The sequence below is a fragment of the Pseudomonas shahriarae genome (genome assembly GCF_014268455.2).
Lineage (GTDB): Bacteria > Pseudomonadota > Gammaproteobacteria > Pseudomonadales > Pseudomonadaceae > Aquipseudomonas > Aquipseudomonas shahriarae.
Genome location: NZ_CP077085.1, coordinates 2,547,586 through 2,570,835, shown reverse-complemented (window position 1 = coordinate 2,570,835; position 23,250 = coordinate 2,547,586). Strand labels below are relative to the sequence as shown.

The 23,250-nt window shown below is 64.0% G+C and carries 8 protein-coding genes; 4 read left to right on the top strand and 4 right to left on the bottom strand.

The window, feature by feature from the left end; all coding sequences use genetic code 11:
* Positions 1 to 45: 45 nt before the first annotated feature.
* On the bottom strand, positions 46 to 648 hold the full coding sequence (locus HU773_RS11445; protein ID WP_057438711.1) for a transposase: 603 nt from the start codon (positions 646 to 648) through the stop codon (positions 46 to 48).
* Positions 649 to 1,702: 1,054 nt separating this feature from the next.
* Complete coding sequence (locus tag HU773_RS11440) at positions 1,703 to 2,182, bottom strand: Lrp/AsnC family transcriptional regulator (RefSeq protein ID WP_057959148.1); 480 nt, start codon at positions 2,180 to 2,182, stop codon at positions 1,703 to 1,705.
* A gap of 160 nt (positions 2,183 to 2,342) precedes the next feature.
* Between HU773_RS11440 and HU773_RS11435 the strand changes: the two genes are divergently transcribed.
* The 4 genes from HU773_RS11435 to HU773_RS11420 all read left to right on the top strand — a co-directional run bounded on the left by HU773_RS11435 (position 2,343) and on the right by HU773_RS11420 (position 8,375).
* Positions 2,343 to 4,157, top strand: a complete 1,815-nt coding sequence (locus tag HU773_RS11435) for a tyrosinase family protein (protein WP_057959147.1) — start codon at positions 2,343 to 2,345, stop codon at positions 4,155 to 4,157.
* On the top strand, positions 4,154 to 5,887 hold the full coding sequence (locus HU773_RS11430; protein ID WP_057959146.1) for a DUF8225 domain-containing protein: 1,734 nt from the start codon (positions 4,154 to 4,156) through the stop codon (positions 5,885 to 5,887). The genes HU773_RS11435 and HU773_RS11430 overlap by 4 nt, the downstream gene beginning before the upstream one ends.
* A gap of 71 nt (positions 5,888 to 5,958) precedes the next feature.
* Positions 5,959 to 7,557 (top strand): hypothetical protein, encoded by a 1,599-nt coding sequence (locus tag HU773_RS11425; RefSeq protein ID WP_186626332.1) that lies wholly within the window; start codon positions 5,959 to 5,961, stop codon positions 7,555 to 7,557.
* The gene (locus HU773_RS11420) at positions 7,554 to 8,375 is read left to right on the top strand and encodes a hypothetical protein (protein ID WP_169990483.1); all 822 of its coding nucleotides are present in this window, start codon (positions 7,554 to 7,556) and stop codon (positions 8,373 to 8,375) included. Before HU773_RS11425 ends, HU773_RS11420 begins: the two co-directional genes overlap by 4 nt.
* Positions 8,376 to 9,364: 989 nt before the next feature.
* Here HU773_RS11420 and HU773_RS11415 read toward each other — a convergent pair.
* Together HU773_RS11415 and HU773_RS11410 are read right to left on the bottom strand one after the other, a co-directional pair.
* Complete coding sequence (locus HU773_RS11415; protein ID WP_186626255.1) at positions 9,365 to 21,676, bottom strand: filamentous hemagglutinin family protein; 12,312 nt, start codon at positions 21,674 to 21,676, stop codon at positions 9,365 to 9,367.
* Between the two features lie 190 nt (positions 21,677 to 21,866).
* On the bottom strand, positions 21,867 to 23,057 hold the full coding sequence (locus HU773_RS11410) for a substrate-binding domain-containing protein (RefSeq protein ID WP_186626254.1): 1,191 nt from the start codon (positions 23,055 to 23,057) through the stop codon (positions 21,867 to 21,869).
* Positions 23,058 to 23,250 lie beyond the last annotated feature (193 nt).

Sequence of the window (23,250 nt, the reverse complement as noted above, 5' to 3'; positions counted from 1 at the left end):
TCGAATGGCTGGCCTTCACGGTTGTTGGCACCACGTTCGGCCGACTCAATTGCTGGATGTCGAGGTATTGGCATGCCGTGCCAGCCAGGTATGCAGCAGCGCGAAGTTCAAGGAGAACTCCGGCATGTGCAGCAAGGCGCCACAGAACACTTCACCGATGATTTTCTGGATCAACTGCACCGCCCGTGGGTTGCCCAGGAGCGTGGCGATATCGCGCTGCAGAACGTGGATGCCCCACACCCGCTGGGTCAGGTCGAGGCCGACGAACCAGCGGAACAGCAGGTTGTAGTTGAGTTGCTCGTGCAGTTGCTGTTCGCTGGGCACCGAATAGAGCAGTTGCAGCAGCAGAATCTGCAGCACCGTGCGCGGGGCGATAAGCATGCCAGGCTCGGCATTCAGGGCCTGCAGCAAGTCGTGGTGCTGCTCCAGCACCTCGTCGATCTGCGGGCGCAGCAACACCAGGGAGTGACCGGCAGGTATATAGCTGGACACCTCTTTCAAAGCGCCTTGCCAGTCCTCCTGGGACACGATCCAGACCCAGGGCGCGCCATAGCGATAGACCGACACCGGCTTCTTGCGGGCGGCTTCGACGATCTTCGACAGGCGCTGATCGAGTTCCTGCATGCCTACTTTCGAGTAGCGTTCCATAGTTCCCATCCGCCCCACTCCTGGCCTGTTTCGCGTGCTTGAGCGCGTTACATAGGCAAGACGGAGGGACGGGGGGACTACCGAACTTTTGTCATAAAAGCTTCATTCCGCAGGGCTGATTGTCGGGCGTCGTCAGCAACCTAATGTGGGAGAGGGCTTGTTCGCGATGGGCGTAGGTCGCTACACAGCTCTTTGGTGGTTCTTTGGGGTTGTGTACATATCCGTTGCTGCGGTCATGGCGGCTATTGGTTCCGCTCTTACAGCGGGTCACTTTTGGAAAAGAGCCCGGAGTGCCGGCCCAGCCAAAAGTAACCAAAAGGGCTCTTGCCCCACCACTCGGCACCTCGCCCAGGCTCGGTGTGCCCGTCATCCGACATTGATTTGGGGGGCCGCCGCGATGGGCCATCCATGGCCCAGCGCGGCTAACCCGGCGTCCTGCCGGGTTACCCCCCAAATCAATATCGGATGACGGCCAGCGTGGTTTAACGGGGCGCCTAAGATCAAAATCACAAGCAAAGCGAGGCGGCCTGACAGCCGACCTGATCGTCGAGGCGTACGCGTACCTCTGTGGGAGCTGGCTTGCCTGCGATGACGGTGTATCAGTCGATAAATGTATTGGCTGATGAACCGCCATCGCAGCGATGCGGCGACCCGACAAGCCAGCTCCCACAGGGGAATGCAGCTTCGCGCTCTGGCTTTGCTGTTGCTCTGCTTTTGATCTGGCTTTTGATCTTAGGCGCCCCGTTAAACCACGATGGCCGCAGGCAGGTATTGCGCAGTGGGCACCCCGGCATGGATGCCGGGGTAGCCGCGACACGGCCAGGGATGGCCGATCGCGGCGGGCCCACGGAGCAATGCCTGACTGCGGGCATGCCGAGCCTAGGCGAGGCACCGAGTGGTGGGGCAAGAGCGTTTTGCTTACTTTGGCGCTCTTCAAAGTGAGCCGCCGTAAGGGCGGAACCCTAAGTGGCCGTAACCGCAGCAACGGATATGTACACACCCCCCAAGAACCACGAAAGAGTTTATGTAGATACCTATGCCACAAACCGCGCGTCTACAGATCCGGAGGCAAATGCTGCACACCCTGCAGCGGCAGCTCATAAGACTTCTTCACCGTACGCACCACCAGCGTCGACGAATAAGTGCGAATCGGAATATCGCGGTAAGTGTCGAGAAACCGATAGATATATTCGGTGTACTCCGTGGCATCGCGAAACTTGGCCACCATCACAAAATCGAACTCCCCGGTCATCAGGTAGCAGTCCTGAATCTCCGGGCGGGTGGCCAGGATGTGTTGCATCTTGCGATCAATGTCGTTGCTGTCCTTGTCGAGCTTGATCAAAAAGAACGCCGTGACCTGGATCCCCAGCTTTTTTTCATCCAGCACCGCGACTTTCGCCTTGATGATCCCCGCGCTCTCCAGGCGCCGGATGCGCCGGTAACAACTGGTCGAGGATAGCCCCACGCTGTCGCTGAGCAGGTCCAGGCTCTGGGTACAATCCTTCTGCAATTTGCCGAGAATTTTCAAATCCATGGCGTCTGTCATTATTTCCACTTCTTCCTTGAGAAAACTGCAATGAATCCGCCGTAACGGGCGGCCAATTTGCACAAATCACTGCACAGTGGCCCGTTACTATCAATTCCAGCTTAGCAGCCCCGAAAGATCCAGCATGGGGCGGCGTGAGAGGGATCTTATGATAGTTGCGAAACCGACATGGACCGCTGATATCCAAGGGCTTTTCACCGCGCCTTACTGGATACCGCCCGCCGAGCGCGGCCAGGTCGCAGGCTCGTGGGTGCGTTGCATGAATGCCTACGACGTGTTCCTGGAAGACCCCGATTCGGTCAAGACCTGGTCCGAAACCATCTACCAGCACCTGGCCTCACGCAACATGCCGCTGACCCTGGATGACCGGCAGTTCTGGCCGATCGACGCCCTGGAAACCTTCCGGTTGTGGGTCAACCAGGGCTGGCGCCTGAACAGTTTTTCGCCGTTCGATATCGCCGAGCGCATCCCGCCGCCAGACCTGCCGCACCCGGTCAGGCGCGTGCGCCAGGACATCCGCGCGTTGAGCCAGGAACAACTGGATCTGTACCGCGCGCGGCTCGATGACGTGATGCAGATCGGCAACCCGGACAGTGGCTCGCCGTGGCAGCGCTATGCCTATATCCACAGCAACTGGTGCCTGCATTATCAGGAGGCCTTTGCCCTGTGGCATCGCGCTTACCTGCTGTACCTGGAAGCCTTGATTGACTACCCGATCCCGTACTGGGACTGGATGGCCGAAGACGCCAGTGTCGATGGCAGCCCCCAGGCCGGTTTGCCCCAGGCGTTTCTCGATGAAACCTATGTGCATCCCCGCAGCGGCGAAGTACGGCCCAACCCATTGCGTTATGCGGCGGCCAAGGATGGGCGCTCGAAGGTGTGTGCCTCGGGCAATGTCGAGGGCGTGGATTGCCGCTTTGTGCAACGCAACCCGCTGTTCTACACCCAGGGCGACTCACAACGCGTCAAACGCACCCAGTTGTATGGCATGAGCCGGATTTTCCAGCAGCAGGTGGTGGATGCCTTGACGTTCAAGACCTTCAGCCAGCCCCAGGGCGTGCCGGGGTATCCCTGGGCCAATATCACCGAGTTCGATCCGCCGCAAAAAGACGAGTTGTACCCCAATCGCACACTGAATTTCGATGGCCTGTACGAGCAGCCCCACGACAACTATCACGGCTGGATCGGCGGCGATATGGCCGATAACGCCTACACCGCGTTTGACCCACTGTTCTGCTCTTACCACGCCAATATCGACCGCGTGCTGGAGATCTGGATCCGCGCCAACCCGGCGGCGCAGTACACCACCCAGTGCCTGCTCCAGCCGTTTGCCGGCAACCAGGCCGAGACGGTCACGTTCACCAGTGCCGATGCCTGGCGCTACACCACCCTGGGCGATATGGCCCAGGACAGCCGGCACATCGGCTACGACTACGGCACCCCGGTGGCGCCGCCGTTCGGTGCACGACGCGCCAGCGCAAAAGCGTGCTGCCCGCACAGTGCCGCGCCTGCCCAGGAGCAGGCCCAGGCCAGCGGCCCGTGGGTAGTGTTCGACCATGTGCGCTGCACCCACGACACCTACCTGATCGACGTTTTCCTCAACCAGGCCGACGCCACGCCCCAGCAGGTCAGCGCTGAGAACCCGCACTACGTCGGGCGCTTCAGCCGGATCGGCATGGGCCTGGTGGATGACAAGGGGCGCTGCATCCCCCATGGCGTGTGCCGCGCGCTGAATGCCGCGCGCAGTGTCACGGCATTGCACCTTGGCCCCACGGACGAGCTGCAGTTGAGCCTGCTGGTCACCCATCTCGATAGTGGCCGGGTATTGGCGCCGCAAGAGTATGCGCCGCTGCCTGGCTTTATCGCCCAACTGGTGTGGGACGACCCGCGCCAGACCGTTGCCGACCCTCCCCCGAGTGCCGGTTGCTGCTCCGTTTCTACCCCCCATGGAGATCTGACATGAGCACGCCCTTCAAGCAATTCACCTCCCCCGCCGGGCAAGCGCCAAAGGACTACAACAAGCTGGGCCTGGAAGACCAGTTGCCGCAATTTGAAACCGACTGGAACAACGACGTCACCGGCTGGACCGAAGCGGCGATCATCGGCAACCCATGGTCGGGCCTGTACGACGCGCCACGCTCGGGCTATTACAACCCGCTGGTCGAGGGCTATGGCGACACCACCCCGCCGGCGATTACCTGGCAACCCTTTCCCAACCGGCTGTGGACGTTTTTTTATAGCAACGGCACGGCGGTGATTCCGCAACTGGGCGGCAAGGCCATGACCCTGCAACAGGTCATGGAACTGACCGACAATGGCCAGATCACCATCAACGACACCCTGTACACCCTGTACGACCCGGACAAAAAAGGCACCCTGCTGCAACTGCCGGTGACCCGTTGCCCGAGTATCGACTGGAACGGCAAGTACAAGGACTTCTCACCCTCGGGCCCACGGGGCTGGCTGGACGAGTATTGCGAGTGGTCGATTGTCCGCGATGCCAATGGCGACATGCGCAAAATCACCTTCACCAGCGAAAACCCGGCGTACTTCCTGGCCATGTGGCGCATCGACCCGAATGCCGTGCTGGGGCTGTATCGCGACTACATCGACCCGAACGTCCAACTCGAAGACCTCTACCTGCGCTACGCCACCAACTGCCCGACCGGCAATGCCGGGGATCCGGTGATTGACCCGACCACGGGCCTGCCCGCCTACGACACTGTCAACAAATGGAACGCCGGCACCGCCTGTACGCCCGGCCAGTTCGGTGGCGCGATGCACCTGACGTCCGGCCCCAACACCCTCAGCGCCGAGGTGTACCTGGCGGCGGCGGCCACGATCATGCGGCCCCTGAAAAGCAGCCAGAACCCTCAGTCGCTGATCTGCTGCGCGCAATATGGGCAGAACTATCGCAACTCCGACCCGCATATCGGTTTTGCGGCCAATGAGGCGGCCATCAGCAACCGTATCTCCCTGACCAATCCCATCGCCCTGTACCTGCAGCAACCGACCAACTTCAGCGCGTGGAAAGGCCCGCAGGGCCAGGATGTGAGTCAGTACTGGCGCATTACCCGCGGCACCGCCAAATCGGCGATCAACGGCTCCGACCAGATCCTCCAGGCGGTGTTCGAGGTGCCGCAAAGCGCGGGGTTCTCGATCAATGACATCACCATCAACGGCCAGGCCGTGGACTATGTGTGGGTGATTGCCCAGCAACTGCTGGTGGGCCTGAGTGTGACCGTCATGCCGAGCACCACGGCGGCGCCGTCTCCTTGCGTACAAGACCGGGTCAATGGCCTGCAACCCTGGCCGGTGCAGTTATTGCCGCTGGACCTGTTCTACGGCCAGTCGCCTACCGACCTGCCGGCCTGGCTGGCCCCTGGCAGCAGCGGGCAGTTTGTCCTGGTGGTGCAAGGCGCCGATCTGCAGACCACCGCCGCCACGGCGAGGATCCAGTTCAGCAATCCCGGGGTGACGGCACAGGTCACGAAGTTCATGCCCGACGCCTCGGCCATTCCCGGCCAGACCAACGCGGGCGGCACCCAGGGTTACATCATGACCATCAGCGTCGCGGCGAACGCGGCGCCGGGGCTGGTGACGGTACGCGCGCTCAACCCGGGCGAGGCGGATAACGTCAGCGCGGCGGACCACCCGTGGGAATCCGGGCTGGCGCTGGTGCCATCCACCTAAGCCCCCCCTGTGGCGAGGGTGCAAGCCCCTCGCCACAACAAGCCCCCCTCATTTCTGCAAGGAGCGCGATGATGTCCAGGTTTCGCTTGAGTCGTCTGCTGCTGGTCAGCACCCTGCTGTCACTGTTTATCCTGCCCTTGGCCCACGCGTCCGATGCCGATAACTGCGTCCAGCAGCAACTGGTGTTCAACCCCAAGAGCGGCGGGTTTATGCCGGTCAACAACTTCAACACCACCGGCCAGAGCTTTATGAATTGCTTTGGCTGGCAATTGTTCATCGCCCTGAACTGGCCGGTGGACCCCGGCTGGCCGGCCAATGCCAGCCTGGCGGGCGAGCCGGACAGAACCATCACCGTCGCGCAATTCGGCGTGCCCACCACCGCCGGACAGCCCATGAGCGTGGCGCCGGTATGGGCCAGCTACAAAGACGCCAATGAGATTTTCCTGCCCGGCGCACCCAAGCCCAGCGGTTGGGGGGTGCAAACCCTGGTGCCGCCCAATTGCAGCAGCCAGGACAGCCTCCAGGCCCTGTCGGTAGGGGCGCGTAAATTCATGAATGCCACCTCGGAAAGCGCGACCAACGCCAGGCATCGCTTCCACTTGTCCAGCGGCACCCTGGCGTCGATTCCCGACCCGATCATGGAAGCCGCCGGTGGCTGGCTCACGGACCAGACCGGCAACCTGGTGTATTTCGAACGCAAGGTCGGTAAGGCCGAGTTCGACTACATCGTCGACAACGGTCTGTACGATGCCGCCAATCAACTGATCGTCGCGCAAAACAGCGATGGCAAACACCCAGCCGGCCTGTCGCTGCCCGCCGGTGAGCTGATGCGCTCGATGCCCACCACCCCGCTACCCCAGGAACAACTGGGCGCCCTGGAACTCAAGGCCGCCTGGCGCATCCTCACCGGCCAACCCCAACTCTACGGGCGCTACCTGACCACTGTGGCCTGGCTCAAGAACCCCGCCACCCTGCAATGCACCCAACAGGTGGTGGGCCTGGTGGGCCTGCATATCATCAACAAGACCCAGAGCTCACCGAACTTTATCTGGACCACCTTCGAGCACGTGGACAACGTACCGGAACCGGGCCAGGTGCCCGCGCAACAGCTGCCCCCGGACGGCTACACCTTCAACAATCCCAACTGCACCGGCGGCCCCGATGTGTGTACGCCGAACGTGGCGCGCATCCAGTGCAAACAGCACCACCCGGATCGCGAATGCACCGAACCCTATCCACGGGACCAACCGGTGCAGACCACCCGCGAACACCCACTGTCGTCGGACATGCAGGCGCTCAACGGCGCAGTGCAGGCCAGCTTCGCCCAACAGACCAACGGCCAGTCGGTGTTCCAGTACTACAAGCTGATCAATGTACTGTGGATCACCGCCCCGACGCCGCCCGACCCCGAGCCGGGCCCGAAGGCGAAGGTTCCCCTGTCCTACGGTGCTTTTATCAGCGACAGCAACGTACCCGTGGCCAATACCACCCTGGAGACCTACGTCCAGGGCATGAACTGCAATGACTGCCATCAGCAAGCGACCATTGCCGGCAGCACCACCCTGGCCTCGGACTTCTCGTTCCTGTTCAACAACGCCGATTCGGCCAAGCAAACGAGCCTGATCAAACGCGTACATGCCTTCGAAACCCTCAAGGACGGCCAACCATGAAACGCTCCCTCGCCACCCTGCTGCTCGCCCTGTCAATGGCCCTCGCCCCCCAGGCCTTTGCCCATTCGGCCCATGAACTGCACGCCCTGAACAACGGCGCCGATGCCGATGCACCGGGCAACCACGGCATGTTCATGGTCGGATCGCAGACCCTGTTCCTGGTGCACATGCCGATGTTCACCACGGAAAAGCACATGTACCAGATCGTCCTGCAGGCCAGCCTGCCGGCTGACGTAATGGCCAAGTACCAGGCCCTGCGCGCAGCCAACCCGAGCAAGCCGTATAACCTGATCAACGTCGATAACGACACCTTCACCCTGCCCCAACTCAAGGCCGGCGAAGTGACCGCGTTCAAGGCGACGATCTATGACGGCTACTCCAATGATGGCGGCGGCACCCCGGGGCCGGTGCTGTTTGACAACGTGCCGGTGACGGTCGAGGCGGTGGTGATCTACCGGCCGTTCAACCTGGGGATCGAGCGGCCCAAGCAGATGGTGTACACCCTGTTTGGCCGGGGTAATGAGGCGCACCTGACGCACTACATCGCCCAGGATCCGGACTTCCAGGAAATCATCACCCTGCCTGGGCCACCGGCGCCGTTTTCGGCGGCGCAATTGGTGTCTACGGTGGATTTGAATTTCACCACGGTGCAGTCGTTGCCGATTGTGTGTCAGTCGCCGCTCAAGCCTGGGGTTTATCCGACCTTGCTGGAGGGGCGTGCGGATGCGCCGGTGGCGCTGGACCTGGGGCCGGCGGCGCAGCGTGTGTGGTATTCGACGGGGAATTTGTTGAACAGGACCGATCCTTGCCAGCCTTGAGTGGGTATAAGGCAGCTTCGACATTTGATGTGTGATGTGGCCGGGGTTTTTCTGCTTCGCCCGGGTCGCGGTGGGAGCGGGCTTGACCGCGATGGCGGTGGGTCAGCGGCATCGCGGCATAGGTATCTACACAGCTCTTTTCTGGGGTTGTGTACATATCCGTTGCTGCGGTCACGGCCACTTAGGGTTCCGCCCTTACGGCGGCTCACTTTGGAAGAGCGCCAAAGTAAGCAAAGCGCTCTTGCCCCACCACTCGGTGCCTCGCCTAGGCTCGGCATGCCCGCAGTCAGGCATTGCTCCGTGGGCCCGCCGCGATCGGCCATCCATGGCCGTGTCGCGGCTACCCCGGCATCCATGCCGGGGTGCCCACTGCGCAATACCTGCCTGCGGCCAGCGTGGTTTAACGGGGCGCCTGAGATCAAGATCAAAAGCCAGATCAAAAGCAGAGCAACAGCAAAGCCGGGGCGCGAAGCTGCATTCCCCCCTGTGGGAGCTGGCTTGCCTGCGATGACGGTGTATCAGTCGATAAATGTATTGGCTGATGCACCGTCATCGCAGGCAAGCCAGCTCCCACAGGGGTACGCGTACGCCTCGACGATCAGGTCGGCTGTCAGGCCGCCTCGCTTTGCTTTTGATTTTGATCTGAGGCGCCCCGTTAAACCACGCTGGCCGTCATCCGATATTGATTTGGGGGGTAAACCGGCAGGACGCCGGTTTAGCCGCGCTGGGCCATGGATGGCCCATCGCGGCGGCCCCCCAAATCAATGTCGGATGACGGGCACACCGAGCCTGGGCGAGGTGCCGAGTGGTGGGGCAAGAGCCCTTTTGGTTACTTTTGGCTGGGCCGGCACTCCGGGCTCTTTTCCAAAAGTGACCCGCTGTAAGAGCGGAACCAATAGCCGCCATAACCGCAGCAACGGATATGTACACAAACCTAGAAGGTTGTGTAGCTACCTATGCCCATCGCAGACAAGCCCACCGTGTGAACCTTACAAACTGATCTGCCCCCGCTCCTCATCCGTCAGCCGTGCCTTGGCCTGTTCGCTCAACGGCCCCGCACCCAGCACCTGCACCGGGCTGTCGGGGTTGTAGGTCGGCGCCCGGCGTGCTTCTTCCTCCCGGCGTTGCACCGGCTCGGTGCCAAACCCCAGCACTTCCACCGTGACGATCGACGCCCGGCCCTGGCGCGCTGCAGCCTGTTGGTTGCGGGCCGCGTCTTCGGCGGCCTGGGATGCCGCTGCCCCCGCCGCGCTGGCTGAGCTCATGGCCGCGGTGTTGACCGCCGCCGACACCGGCACCCCGGACGATTTACCCTGGGTCTGGATATTCGCCGCGTTGACCACCCGCAGCGCGGCAATGTTGATATTGCCCGACACACGAATCCCCGCTTCACCGGCGTCGATGGTGCCCAACGGCGCAATCAGGTCGATGTCCCCTGCCGGCACTTCCGGGATCGGGTTAAGCGTGGCGATCCCCGCACCGGTACTCGGCACCGACGGCGACAGGCTGACGTTGCCCCAGTTGTCATACACACGCCGTGGCGGGGTGTAGACCACGGTGGTCTTGGAACCCCGCCCGGCGTTGATATCGCCTGCGGCGGACCAGCCCATGATCGAGCCGCCAAAGGTGGTCATAATCCGGCTCTGGCCCAGCAGGATGCTGTCCAGGGAATACAGCTGGATATCCCCCGCGCCCTGGGTAATGACCCCGGCGGTGGACGGCGGTGCCGCCCCCTCGATGCCGAATGTCTGGCCACCACCCGGGGTGAGCATCTGGATCGAGCCACCGAAATTGGTGTGCACCCCGGCACCGCCGAACAGGGTGATATCGCCCTTGTAGGCGATGGCATTGCCGGCCACGTCCTTGTCCGGGAACAACCCGGCAATCGCCGCCCGCCCCCGCACATAGCTGCCCTCGCGCACGCCGCCAGCCTGGTTGTATTCGCGACCGGCGGCCTTGAGTTCGGCAAAGTACACCTCACGGGCAAACACCCGCTGCTGCTGCGCCGACAGCGCCGCGTAGTAGGCGCGGGCCTGTTCACTGTCACCGACAAACCCGAAGCGCTCGGCCAGCCACCCGGCCAGTTCGCGTTCGTAGGTCTTGGCGACTTTGCCTCCCAGCAGCGTCAAAGGCTCGCCCGTCTGCAGTTGGTTCTCAGGATTCAGGTAAGTCTCGACAAAGCGCCGGTAGTCCGGACCGTTGGGGCCAACACCCGCCAGCATGACGATGCTCGCGCCGGGACGGCTGTCACCTGCGGCCACGGCGCCAAGGCTGTTGACGCTGACCTTGTCCTCCATAAGGAGGTTGCGCCCTGCCGTCAACTCCAGGGTGCCGGGCCCTGCGACATTGAAGCTGCTGTAGAGCATGTCGCGCCCGGCACTGACAATGGAGATGTCAGTCAGGCCGTTATGCACGAACAGGTTGGCGTCGAAGGCATATTCACCGGTATCCACTTCGCCACCGCTGGCGCCCCCCAGGCGCGTGCCGCTGCTGACGATGTCACGCCCCGCCCGCATCCAGACCGGGCCTGCGCCCTCATAAAACGTTTGCCCCACACGCGGGTCTCCGGCGCTGGTGATGGTCAGGGCACGCCCACTGTTGACGCCCAGCAGGTCACCGCTCAACGCATAAAAACGCGCAGGTTCCAGGGTATCGCCCCACGACGTGCTGGCCGTGTTGGCACCGAAGGTGAACAGCGGGGAAAGCCCCAGGCGTGCAATGTTGCTATCGCCGGAAAGGTTGCCGCTGCCCGCGATGGGCAGGGAGTTGACGAAGCCCAGGAACGCCGGGTTGAGGATCGTCGCCATGCTGTCCGGCGCGGCGCTGGAACGGCTGACGGTGAGGTCGCCGCCATAGATCGAATCCCCAGCCAGCAATTGCAATTGACCGTTGGCCGATGGCGCCAGCACCAGTGCCGCCAGCGGTGGCAGCGAGCCAGGGTTGGCGGTCGCGGCACGCCCGTAATACAGGCTGCCGCTGGCGGCCACCGCGCGCAATGTGGCGGGATAGACCGCCGCCATATCCGTCTCCAGCGTTTGTGTCAGCGGCGTAAGGTTGCCACCGGCCGAAAACAGGTCCACTGCCGTGTTGCGGGTCCACAGGCTGAACCAGCTCTGCCCTACGCCGTTGACCCCGTCGTTAACGTAGGCCAAGGCATTTGTCTGCGCGACGCGCCCTGGATCGGCCACATCCTGCAGCACCAGGTCGCCACGGGTGGCCAGGTTGAAGGTGGCATCACCGGGTAACAGGCTCAAGCCACCGGCCGCCGCGGCTGACGTGGCGCGCAGTGGATCATAGGCGCGGACTTCGCCGGGGCTCTGGTCGATCACCCGGCTGCCATAACGCAAGGCCAGGCTGCCCAGGGCGCCGCCGGTCAGTTGCACGTGCCCACGCAGGTTCACCAGCGTGCCGTTGAGGTGGTCCTGGGTAATCTGACTGCCTGGATTCACGGCACCGCCGACCCGCAGGTTCAAGTCACCACCGCCGGTCAGTTGCAGGCTGCCGTCAGCCGCCACGCGCCCGGTGCTGCCCACCGCCAACACCACCCCCTGGCTGTGCAAGTTCACCGCCTGGGGCACATAACCGGCAGCCAATGGCCGGATGATCCCGGCATCGCCGCCCACGTCGACATTCAGGTTGCCACCGCCCAACGTACCGAAGCCGGTGAAGCCCACCATCTGGTCGGCCCCCCCCGCCAGGGCGAGGTTGCTGGCGTAGGTACCAAAATTGATCCACCAGGCCGTCGCTTGTGCCGCCGAACCACTCAAGCCATTACCCTGGCGCCATAACCAGTTGCCGACATTCGCCGAATCCTGGCCAAGATCGTTGCGGACCGGACGCCCCGAGGCACTGAGTGACGGGCTGGTGATGTCACCGGTCAGGTTCCCACCCACTTTCAACAACAGGTTGCCGCCCGCCTCCGGATACCAGGCGCGGTACACACTGTCTGCGCCGCCATTGACCAGTTTCTCGTTGCCACCCACGCTATTGCCCAGCACCTTGGCGTTTTCGCCAAGCGCCCGCGGCAGGTTGTAGGGGTCGTTGGCCGAGGTACCCGTGGAAGAACTGCCAGCGGTGTAGACCCCGTACAGCGACTCCATGCTCAGATTGCCAGCGGCCAACAAGTCCAGGTCAGCGGCCCCGGTGCGCACCACACTGAAACGGCTACTGCCCCCCGCCACCAGGCTGTAGGCATCGCCGCCCGACTCACAGGAACCGGGGTAGTCCGTGCAGGTTCCAAGGTTGCCAGGGCTCACGGGCTCGCCGACCATGCTGGTGTCGCCGTAATTGTCGATGGAGCCCTGCTCGGTCCAGACCAGCACGCCCTGGGCGAACATGCCGTAATGGCTGTCGGCCAGACGCAGGTTGCCGGTCACTGGAGAAACTTGCAGCCTGCTACTGTCGGCCGCCTGGGTGTCGGCCCCGGCCACCAGGCGGATCGCCCACGCCTGGGAGCCTTCCGTCAGCATCGGCGCAACGCCCCAGTTCTTGCCCTGGCGGCCGGCCTCCTCGACCCGCAATTTCACCGACTTCGCATTGCCTGCCAACTTCACATTGGTGCCGGCCGGCAACAAGGCGCCACGGGGCAGTGCCTTGCTGCCATTGAGGGTCACGAACGCAGTGCTGCCCAGACGCCCGGGCAATGGCACGCCCTTGGGCCAGATCATCGCCCTGACACTGGTGTTGCTGGTCAACAGGGTACCGGCCCCCAGAACCGTGCCGGCCTCCAGGGTCTGGCTCTGGCTCAGCAGCGTCCCTGCCGCGAACAGCTGCGTGCCCGAGCCGTCGAGTATCGCCGCCGCCAGTACCGTACCGGCAGGCAGTACCAGGGGCTGGCTGAGGGTCACCGGCACCGGCAACCGCGTACCGTTCGCCAGGCTCAGGGCCTTGATCGACACATCGAAGTTGAGGATCGCGCCCGCCGGAAACCTGGTGCCGTCGGCCAGGGTCACGCCCGTGCCCGGCACTACTTGGGTGCCGCCGGTGTAATTGATCCCGGGGAGCAGCACCCAGCCGTTGTCATCGTCGCTCGGCGGTGGCGGGGTAAAGCCGTCGTTGATGCTGCCGTAGATATTCAAGTCGCCGCCGGCGCGCAGGGTCAGGCGGCCGACTTCGCCGGAACCATACACATCCGGGTTTTTCTGGGTATGTGGGTTGAGGCTGGCGTAGCGATAACCGGACAGGTCCAGGTCGCCCTGCACCACCAGGTCACCCTGGGGCGTCTTGCTGACAATCTCTACCCCCGGCCGCAGATGCAAGGCGTCGGCGTACGTGGCGTTATTCAGGCCCGCGAGCTTGTTATTCAGTAGGTCGTGGTTGCTGAGGGCTGCGTTGATAAACAGCACGCTCAGCTCATGTTTTTTGTCCAGGTACTTCTGGTCGATCACCTGGTACGGACGCCCACTGGCCGTGGCATCGGTCTTGGTCGGCGCATCGTCGTAGCTGATCATGCCGTTGAGGGCAATCGAGCGCGCGCCCTGGATATCCAGGCGGCCACGGGCATCAATGGCAATGTCATCACTGTTCAGGCGCGGAGCATTGAGCTCCAGGGTGCCACGGCTGCGACCGTCATGGCCCACGCCCCCATCGGTCCCGTGACGCAGGTCGATACGCGCGCCATCGGCCAGGGTCAACTGGCCCTGGCCCGAACCCAGCACCACCATGGCGCGGTTCGGCGCGTCGATGATCTGGCCATGGCTGTCCACCCGCAACTGGCTGCCATGGGCATCGAGCACGGCGCTGCCGTCCAGGGTCAGGCCGGTCTTGGCCGTCAGGTTGATGCTACCCACCCGCTCGCCACTGGCATCCACCCGCCCGGTGACGCGCAGGCTGCCGTTGTCCAGCGAGACACTGACGCTGTTGGCCTTGACCTCATTGCCGATGCTCAGGTCGCCCTGCTTGAGCTGGAAGCTGCGCGCCCCAAACACCTGGCCCTGGTTGAGCCGTTGGTTGAGGGCGGCAAACTGTTCGTCCAGGATGCCGCTGGTGCCCAGGCGCTGGGCCTGGATCTCCACCGCACCGGCCAGGTACGGCACCCGAGTGCCACCGGCATCGTAATAACCGCTGCTGCCGGCCAGAAGCTTGCCTGCCAGGTCAACCACACCGCCTGTGTCCCCCACGGCCACTGCCCGCAGCGTGCCCGCCTGGTTATGCTGCGCCGACAGGTCGATGGTTGAGCCGGTGGCCTGCAGCACATTGCCTTCGCGGCTTTGCAGCGATACCTCACCCCCCGCGCCATATTTGGTCAGGTCGTTGAAGACGATGGCGCGACCGGCCACATCAATCAGTGAGTCATCGGTCAACACCACGTCGCCACGGGCGTCGAGGGTGACCTTGCCGCTGGGCAGCACCACCGCGCTGGCCAGGCGAATGCTGTCGCCCTGCAGCGACAGCTCGCCGCCCAGGCCCTCGACCTTGCCCCGGGCCCCCGCCGAGGCGCCGATATCCAGGGTGCCGCCGGCGGTGATGCGGTTTACCGAGCCCGCCTCGCCGGTCAGCAGTGGCGTGAGAATGCTCAAGTCGCCGCCGGTATAGGCAAAACCCTTGAGCGGATCATAGGCCCCCTGGCGCTGATAGACCGACAGGCTGCCCTTGTGGTTGGCGGTGATGCGCTCGCTGGCACTGAGGTTGACGTGGGCAAACCCCAGCGCCAGGCGATCGAAGCGCTTGGTCGTGCTCGGCTGGGCAAAGTCGCCATAGCCGAATTCGATGCGTTCGGCCTGGATATCCAGGCGCCCATTACCGCTGCCAGCGCCGCCGTCGATGGCGGCAACGGCCGGCGTTTCAGCGCCGAGCCAGATCAGGTTGGCGGTGTGGATGCTCGCCACATCACTGGCGCTGCCGGCGCCGTAGATCGCCGGGGCAGACAGCATCAGGCGGCTGAGCAACGACTTGCCGGTCACCGCGTCATAGGTGTCGAGGGCACTGGAGCCATAGAAGTTGAAGCTGTCGCGGGCCGAGAGTTGCAGGGTTTCCAGGGCCGGCGCGCCGAACTGCGTGTCACCACGCAACAAGCGGTCCAGCACCTGCTGGGTCAGGGTCATGCCGGCCGGCAGGCGATTGCCGGCGGCGGCCGCAGCCAGGGCTTCAGGGCTGCCGACGTTAATGCTCGCCAGCCCCAGGTTGAGGTGACGGGTGCCGTAGCGCACCTCATCCCCCATCTGCAACGTCTTGTCGGTCAGGGCGACGATACTGCCCTCGGAATACAGGGCAGTCTGGCCGCTACAGGGCGCGCTGTTGCACGCCCCCAGATTGATCCCGCCACTGGCTGCGCCGCCGGCTTGCACGGCGTTGACCACGTTGAGCAAACCGTTGGAGACCGCCAGCATATTCGCCACCTGGTAGACGAAACCGTCTCGTGCGTCATAACTGGCCTTGCCCCGGCCAAGGGTATTGATCGAGGCGCCCTGCTCCATGACGATCTCGCCGGTGGAGCTCACCAGGAACACTTCCGGTGCGGCCAGGCTCGCCCCTTCACGCAAGGTAATAGAGCTACTGTTGGCACCGACCACGTTGATGTAGTTGCCGCTCTGGCCATACGAAACCTGGGTCATCCCGCCAATCATCAGGCGTGCCGCGCCCAGCGCATTGAGGCTGGCTGCCCCCACGCTGACGCCCTCGAACCCCTCCGTGGCGGCCTTGCCTGGCGCCATTACTTCGATCCCGCCGGTTCCCATGTTCATCACTGCAACAGTGCCGGCAAAACCGTCGGTGGCCGCCTCAAAGCGGCCGATACCGGCGAACGAAAAGGCGTTCGCCCCACCACCGGGGTGCAACGCCAGTTTCAGGGTCTTGGCATCCACCGGCAGCAACGCCCGTGGCACGCCGAGCTTGGCCGCATCAGCCACGGCGAACTGCGCATAGCCGGTTTCGTTGTACTGGGAGTAGCGGCGCAGGGTGTCGGCCGAGGTCAGGATTACCTGGCTGGCGACCCGGTTACTGATCCCGGTGTTGACGATGGACAAGCGCCCGGCAGCCGACCAGGAGCCATTGCGCAGCGCCTGTGGCACCTCTTCGGTGCCGCGCCCCGCGAGGCCGTTGATTTCGACACGGAACGCCCCCGGCATCAGCGCATAGGTGGAGGGCATCAGGGTATAGGTGCCTGCGGCCAGCCCCGGGACGCCAGCGTCCAGGGTGATTTGCTGGCCGAGCAACGGATCGACGGCGCCCCCCTCCGGGGCCACCGGGGCATAACCCGGTTGCGCGCCGGGCACGATGGCGTACACCGGGTTACTGCCCAGGCCCGGCAGGACAAAGCCGCCGTGGGTGCCGACCTGCATCAGTGGGTTATAGCGCGCATCGGTGGAGCCGCCACGGCCGGAAATAAACCCGGCACCGAGCAGTTCGCCGCCGCCGGACAGGTCCAGCGTGGCCTCTGGCAGCACCGCCACCGATTGCCCACCGAGGATTACCCCCACGCTGAGATCGCCATTGAGGTTGGCAATCGCCCCCTGGCCGAGGAACGACACGGTCTTGCCGTTGTACTGGTAGACCTGGCCATCCACCGTGCCGCCGTAGGGCAGCACCAGGCCCTTGCCGCTCACCGAAGTCAGGCTGCCGGGCAGCAGTTCGACCTTGTGGGTGCCCAGGATGCCGACCTCGATCAACCCCAGGGGCGCACGCACCACCCCGCCCTGCCTGATGCTCGGGCCGCCCAGTTGCAGGCGACCGAAGGCCGAGTAAGGCACCGCGCCCGTCTCGTTGCCGGCACGGGCGATGGTCAGGGTGCGCGTCGGGTCGTAACCGTCAACCCCATCCAGGTAACCGGCCAGCACCCGCGCGCCGACTTCGGTGGCCGGGTACAACTGCGCGGCCTGCAGGGTCATGTCGCCCCGGGTCATGATCTGCGTACTGATCCCCTGGGCGACCGCATCGGCGTTGGCCCCCGCGAGAAAACGCAGGTCGCCCTGGCTGCTCAGTTGCACGTCATCGAAACCACGGCGGTCGACGCTCAACTGGCTGTTGTCGGCCTGGGTCAGGTTGCTCTTGTTGCCGAACAACACATTGCCGCGCACCTCCAACAGATTGGCACTGGCAGTGAACTGCGCCTGACTGGCGCGTTGCGACATGGCGCTGGTCAACACCGGATGCTGGTATTGGTCCTTGGCCTCCAAGGGCGCAAGGATGCCCGCCAGCAGCAGGTGCGGTGCCGACAGATTGACCCGGGCATTCTGCGCAGCCTGCTCACTCAGCCCCAGAGCGCCACTGTACAGACGCAGGCTCTGGCCCATGTGCAGCGACAGATCACCGTCAACACTCAGCAGGCCATTGCTCAGCAAGGCCAGGTTGTCGAACCCGCCGGCGCTGACCTGGTCCACGCCCAGGCGAGCATGCCCGTACTCCAGTTCCGCGGTCGCAGCCTCCGCAGTGCCCGCCAGCGTGCTGGGCTGGTGGGTCTGGCTGAGTAACAGTTCCCGCGCCTTGAGCACGCGGTCGCTGACCGCGCTCTTGAGGTAGTAAGGGCTTTCCAGGGCCACGACCAGGCTACCGCCCGACGCTCCGGCACCACCGGCCTGGGCCACAAAGCGCCCGTCCAGGTACAGGCCATTGTTGGAGGCAAGGCTGATACTGCCGCCATTGCTGGCCACCGGTACCCGGCCCTGGCCCGGCAGGTCCAGGTCCGCCTGGGCCCCGGACGCCTCCAGGCGCGCACCGTCACGCACCACCACAAACACATCACTGGCCTGGGCAATGCCAGTGGCGAGGTTGATCGTGCCACCGAGGCTGATATTGCCGCCGTTGCGCACCAGGCCATAGTGGCGGCCACGATTGTCCACGGCGCTCACCGCCCGCGCCGCCACGTCGATCAGCGCCTGCTCGCCGACCCAGATCGAACGCCCATGACCTGCGGCATTCACCGCCTCGGAACTGGCCACGTTCAGCCCGCCCAGGCTGACGCTACCGCCCCAGGCGTTGAGCGTACCGTTGACGGTCAACTGGCCGACGCTGCGCAAATTGATGGCCTGGCCCGGATCGACCGTGATAACCGCGCCCTGGCCGACGCTCAGCGCGGTGCTGGCCAATTGCGCAGCGCTGGAGTCGAGGTGCCCGGCCGTGAGGCTCAAGCTGGCACCGCGCCGCTGGCTCAGCACGCTCTTGAGCGCGTCCTGCTGATACAACTCAGGTGTCCACACCTGCATCAGACTCGCCGGATCAGTGCCGCTCGGCAGCGTCTGCACCTGCTCGCCAACCCGGTACACCGGCACCTCGACCCCGACCTGGGTGCCGTCAGCAACAATCAACCCTTCGTTGCCGGTGATGTCATACGCCGAGAACCCTTTCTTGAAAAAGTCCCCCGCCAGGTGCAGGGTGCCCGCGTCCAGGCTGCCTGCATCGCCGATCAGTACCTGGCGCGACTGCAACGCCAGAGTGCCGCCACCGCTGACGCCATAACCGCGAATCTCACCGCCCAACACCAGGGCGCCCTGCGCGCCCAACGTCACGCTGCCGCCCTTGCCACCGCTGACCTTGCCATCCTGGCCGACCGTAGCGCCCGAAGACACCTGCACCAGGCTCTGTGCCCCCAGGCTCACATCGCCGGTGCCACGCAGCGCCACCTTGCCGCCATTGGCGTAAGCCACACCCTCGGTGAGCGACGGCTGCAGGGCCAGGTTGTTCCAACGCCCGGACGCATCCAGCACCACCCCGGCGGCCACCGCGACGTGCCCGCTGCCCGCCAGAATCACCTCTTCAACGGCATTCTGCCGATCGAGGTTGACCTGACTGAGCACGTTGCCGGCGTGGAGGCTGCCACCGTGGGCGGTCAGATTGGCGTTGACCGCCACCTGGGGCCCGTACAGGGTGATATCGCCACCGTCGGCCACCGACAACCCACCATTGACCGTAATCTGCTGCTTGGCGCCGACCTTGATCGCCCCCAACTGAAAGCCATTGAGTTGCTCGCTGTCGAGCACCAGCGTGCCCTGGCGCCCGGCCGGCAGCGCGGTGCCCAGGTCGAGGCCGGCGGCGATTTTTTGTGTTCCGCCTTCGATCAGCACCTGCTCCATACCCGGCGTCAGGGCGTAACGCAGGGTGCCGGTGCTTTTGTTGAAGATCGGCGTGTACTGGCCAATGATCAGTTGCGCACGTTGGGCCTGGGCCTTCTGCGACTGTTGGTAACCGTCGAGGTTGATGTTCGGCGCCTGGGTCTGGCGCTCACCCTGGAACACATCACTGATCAACTGCCCTTCAAGCACCGCATTGCCGGTACCGATCACCAGCTTGCCGGCATCGCGGCCCACGGTATAACCGGCCTCGAAACGTCGCTGGGGGGCGATCAGCGGGTTGTAGTACAGGTCGGTACGGCCCCAGCGTTCGCTGGTGTCTGCAAAGCCTTTGTAAAGCCCGGTGTAGAGAATATCGCCCGGTGCCTTCGACAGCTCATACAAGCGCCCGTCCGGGCCCTTGAGCCAGGTTTGCTGGACATAACCGCCCTGCACATCCACGGTGCCGCCCGACAGATTGATCTGCGCGCCCTGCTGGGTTACCACCTCATCCCCCGTGAACGTCACGCTACCGCCCTGGGCCATCCACTCGCCCACCGAGTGCCCTTGCGTGCCCAGATAGCCACCGACTTCCAGCAGGCCGCCGGCGGTGTACCAGCGGTCCGTCGCGTAGCCATTGGTACCCGCCGGCACAAACACCAATTCGCGCAGATCGATCCACACATCGTTGTTGATCAATTGCCCGCCATCGCGGTTGACCGGCGCATCGCGCTGCTCGTTGCCCTGCACGTTGATCTTGATGTTGTTGGCTTGCATCGCCACCTTGACGCCGATGGCGCCGGACACGTCGATCATCGCCCCCTCGCGCACCAGGCTGCGCTGACCGGCGCTGACCGCGACCTGGCCACCGGTGGCGAGGGTTATCGAGCCTTTCTGGAAGTCCACGGTGCCGCCGCTGACGATCTCGATGCGCGACTGATCGGTACGGTCGGCCACCCTGCCCAGGTTATTGAACTGCCCGCTGGCCTGGGGGTTCACCAGACCGTCGAGATTGACCAGGCCATTTTCGCGCTGGTTGTTGAGCGCGGTGGTGCCGCTGCTGTCGAGCAGGATCGCAGTGGTGCTGCCTTCGCCCAGGCTGACGCTGCCGGTGGTGTCGCTGGCCGAGTTGAGTAAGTGAAGGGTGCCACGGGTGTCCACCGACGTGCTGGCCAGGGCTACGCCGTTTTGCTGCACGGTGTGCCCGGTCAGGGTGATGTCGCCGGTAGCGGCCATGATCAGCCCGCTGTTGGTCACGCTGCCCGCGCTGCTGCCGGCCTTGAGGCTGCTGGCGACTTCATTGCCGCGTGTGGTGGAACGGGCATTGCCGGCGGTACCCACGCCCTTGCGGATGTAAAAACTGTCGCCGGCGGCCAGGGTCGTCTGGCCTTTGGCGGTGATGAGGGTGCCGGCGTTTTCCACTTCCGTACCCAACAGCAAGGCATAGCCACCGGCATCGGTGGACGTCGCCGCGTCATGGGTCTGGATCAGCGCCCCCCGCTGCACCTGGACCTTGCCCGCGGCATCGGTGAACGTTGGCTGGGTGCCAGTGGCGTCGAAGTAGATCCCGCGCTGGGTGAATTGCTCGTCGGTGATCGCCGCCGCCGCCGCCACCAGGTTGCGCACGTTGACCTGGCTGCTGCCGCTGAACACCACGCCATTGCGGTTGATGATCATCACGGTGCCAGCGCCCTTGATCTGGCCCTGGATTTCACTGGGGCGCGCGTTGGGGTCATTGACGCGGTTGAGCAAGGCCCAGTTGGACTGCTGCTGGAAGTCGACGGTGGTGTTGCGCCCGACGTTAAAGGTCTCCCAATTGAGGATGGCCTTGTCGGCGGTCTGTTCGATGCTCACCGTGGTCTGGCCACCGGCCTGGCTTTGGGTCGGGCCCTTGGCGTTGATCCAGCCTTGGGTCAGGCTGTTATCGACCTGCAAACCGCCCTTGCCCAAGCCGTCGGGAATCGTCGAGACCTGGCCCAACGCGGCCTGGCGCCCGGCCGCCTGGGCAGCCTGCTGGGCAGCAATCGCCGCGACGCTGTTGTTGAGGGTGCTCAGTGAGCGCTGCATCTGCTGGTTGACCCGCGCCTGCTGGGACAACGGCGGCGGCATCCCCGGTACCTGCGCCCCCGGCCGCGCCGCCGTGGCTGCCTGGGACGCGCCCTTGGCGGCAAACCAGCCGGAACTGAACGCCGTAGCCCCCTGGGCACTGCCCGCCACCAGCAACAAGGCAATGGCATGGGCCAGCGGCTTGAGGCGCAAGACAGTCTGGCCGCTCGGGCCGCGGGCATTCAGGTTTACCGGTGGTTTGCAGCGGACCATCTGGAATCATCCTTCTGTGTGGAGATGCACATCACGTATGGGAGGTAGGCGGTTGGCGAGGGGCAGCACTGAACTTCTGTCATGGAAAATTCATCTGAGGCTCGGCAGCGGCTACGGGGTGAGCCAATAAAAAATCAGCAACGGCATAGGCCGTTGCTGATCAGGGGTTGCAGGTCGAGGAACGCGGGCGTTACAGCGGACGACCGATACCGTTGCAGACGTCGGTCTTACCGATGCTCAGCGGGTTGCTGGCGGTCAGGAAGCTGCTGCGGATCGCGCTTTTCCAGGAGTCTGGCAGTGGCACGAAACGGTTGGCGCGGATGGCGTCATCGTTGTTCACGGTCTCGCCGTAGTGCTGGGCAAAGAAGTCACGGACCTGGTTGGACTGGGTGCCGTTGATATAGCACTGGCTGAAGATCAGGTTGGTGAAGCCCAGGATCGGGTAGCCCGACGTTGGGTAAGGCACCACGCCGGCCACGCCGTTTTTACCGAACACAGGTACCCACTTGTCCGGGTTGCCACGGTCAGCCACGGCGGGCACCGAAACGTTATCAATCGCCTCGGAAACGTTATCCGGAGCAGGCGATACACCTTCGGTGTTGCTTGCCACGTCCTTGCCGACGCGAGCGACCTTGGTCGCGTCGTCCAGGCCTTCCAGGGTGGTGGCCGCGTAGTCAGGGCTCATGTAGGTGATACGGCCTTCGGCGACAGTCGTATCGTTCAAGGCATTCATCACGCCCTGGCTGCCGGCAGCCGCAACGGCACCGGCCGGCAGGCCACCGCTGTAGCTGTTGGCAAAGGTGGTGGTAACGGCGAAGCTGCCGGTTTCAGCGCACTTGGCGTTCAGGAAGCGCGTGAACAGTTCGGTGGTGCCGCTGCTTTCGCTGCGGTAAACCACGGTGATTGCACCGCTACGGCCAGCGCCGGTGATCTGGCTCCAGTTGTTGATACGCCCGGAGAACACACCGCACAGCTCGTTGACGCTCAGGTCAACCGCATTGGCACCGCTCTTGCGGAAAGGAATGGCCACCGAAGTGGCCACCGACGGCACCTGGATCAGCTTGCCCCAGCCTGGCTGCTTGGCAGAGGCATAGGTGGACAATTCAGTGGCGCTGAGCTTGGAGTCGCTGCCGGCCCAGTGCACGTTCTTGGTGGTCACGCCGGGTACGAGCTTGTCGTATTTGTTTTCCAGGAACGCGGCCTTGCCGTTGCCGCTGCCGACACCGATGTAGGCGGCGAAACCGGCAGTCAGTACGCCGGGCGTCTGGTACAGCGGCTGTGGCAGGGTTGCGCCACCGCCGTTGACATCAGCGAATGCAGCCTGGGCCGAGCAGAGGGCCGCGAGGGTCATGGATACCGCGAGAACGTTGCGCTTAAACATGAAGAAGCTCCTTTCGTCGTATTCATACGTTGAGGTAGATGGCTCTTGCATGACGCCATGGCACTCGGTTCACACGCCGTGATCCAGCGGGCTTGCGGGGCGAGGCCATGGACACGAAGGTCGCAGTTTCCGATGACAGATAAGGGAAAAAACCTCGGGAGGAACAGCTTGATTTTTAAAAAGATTCTCGGGT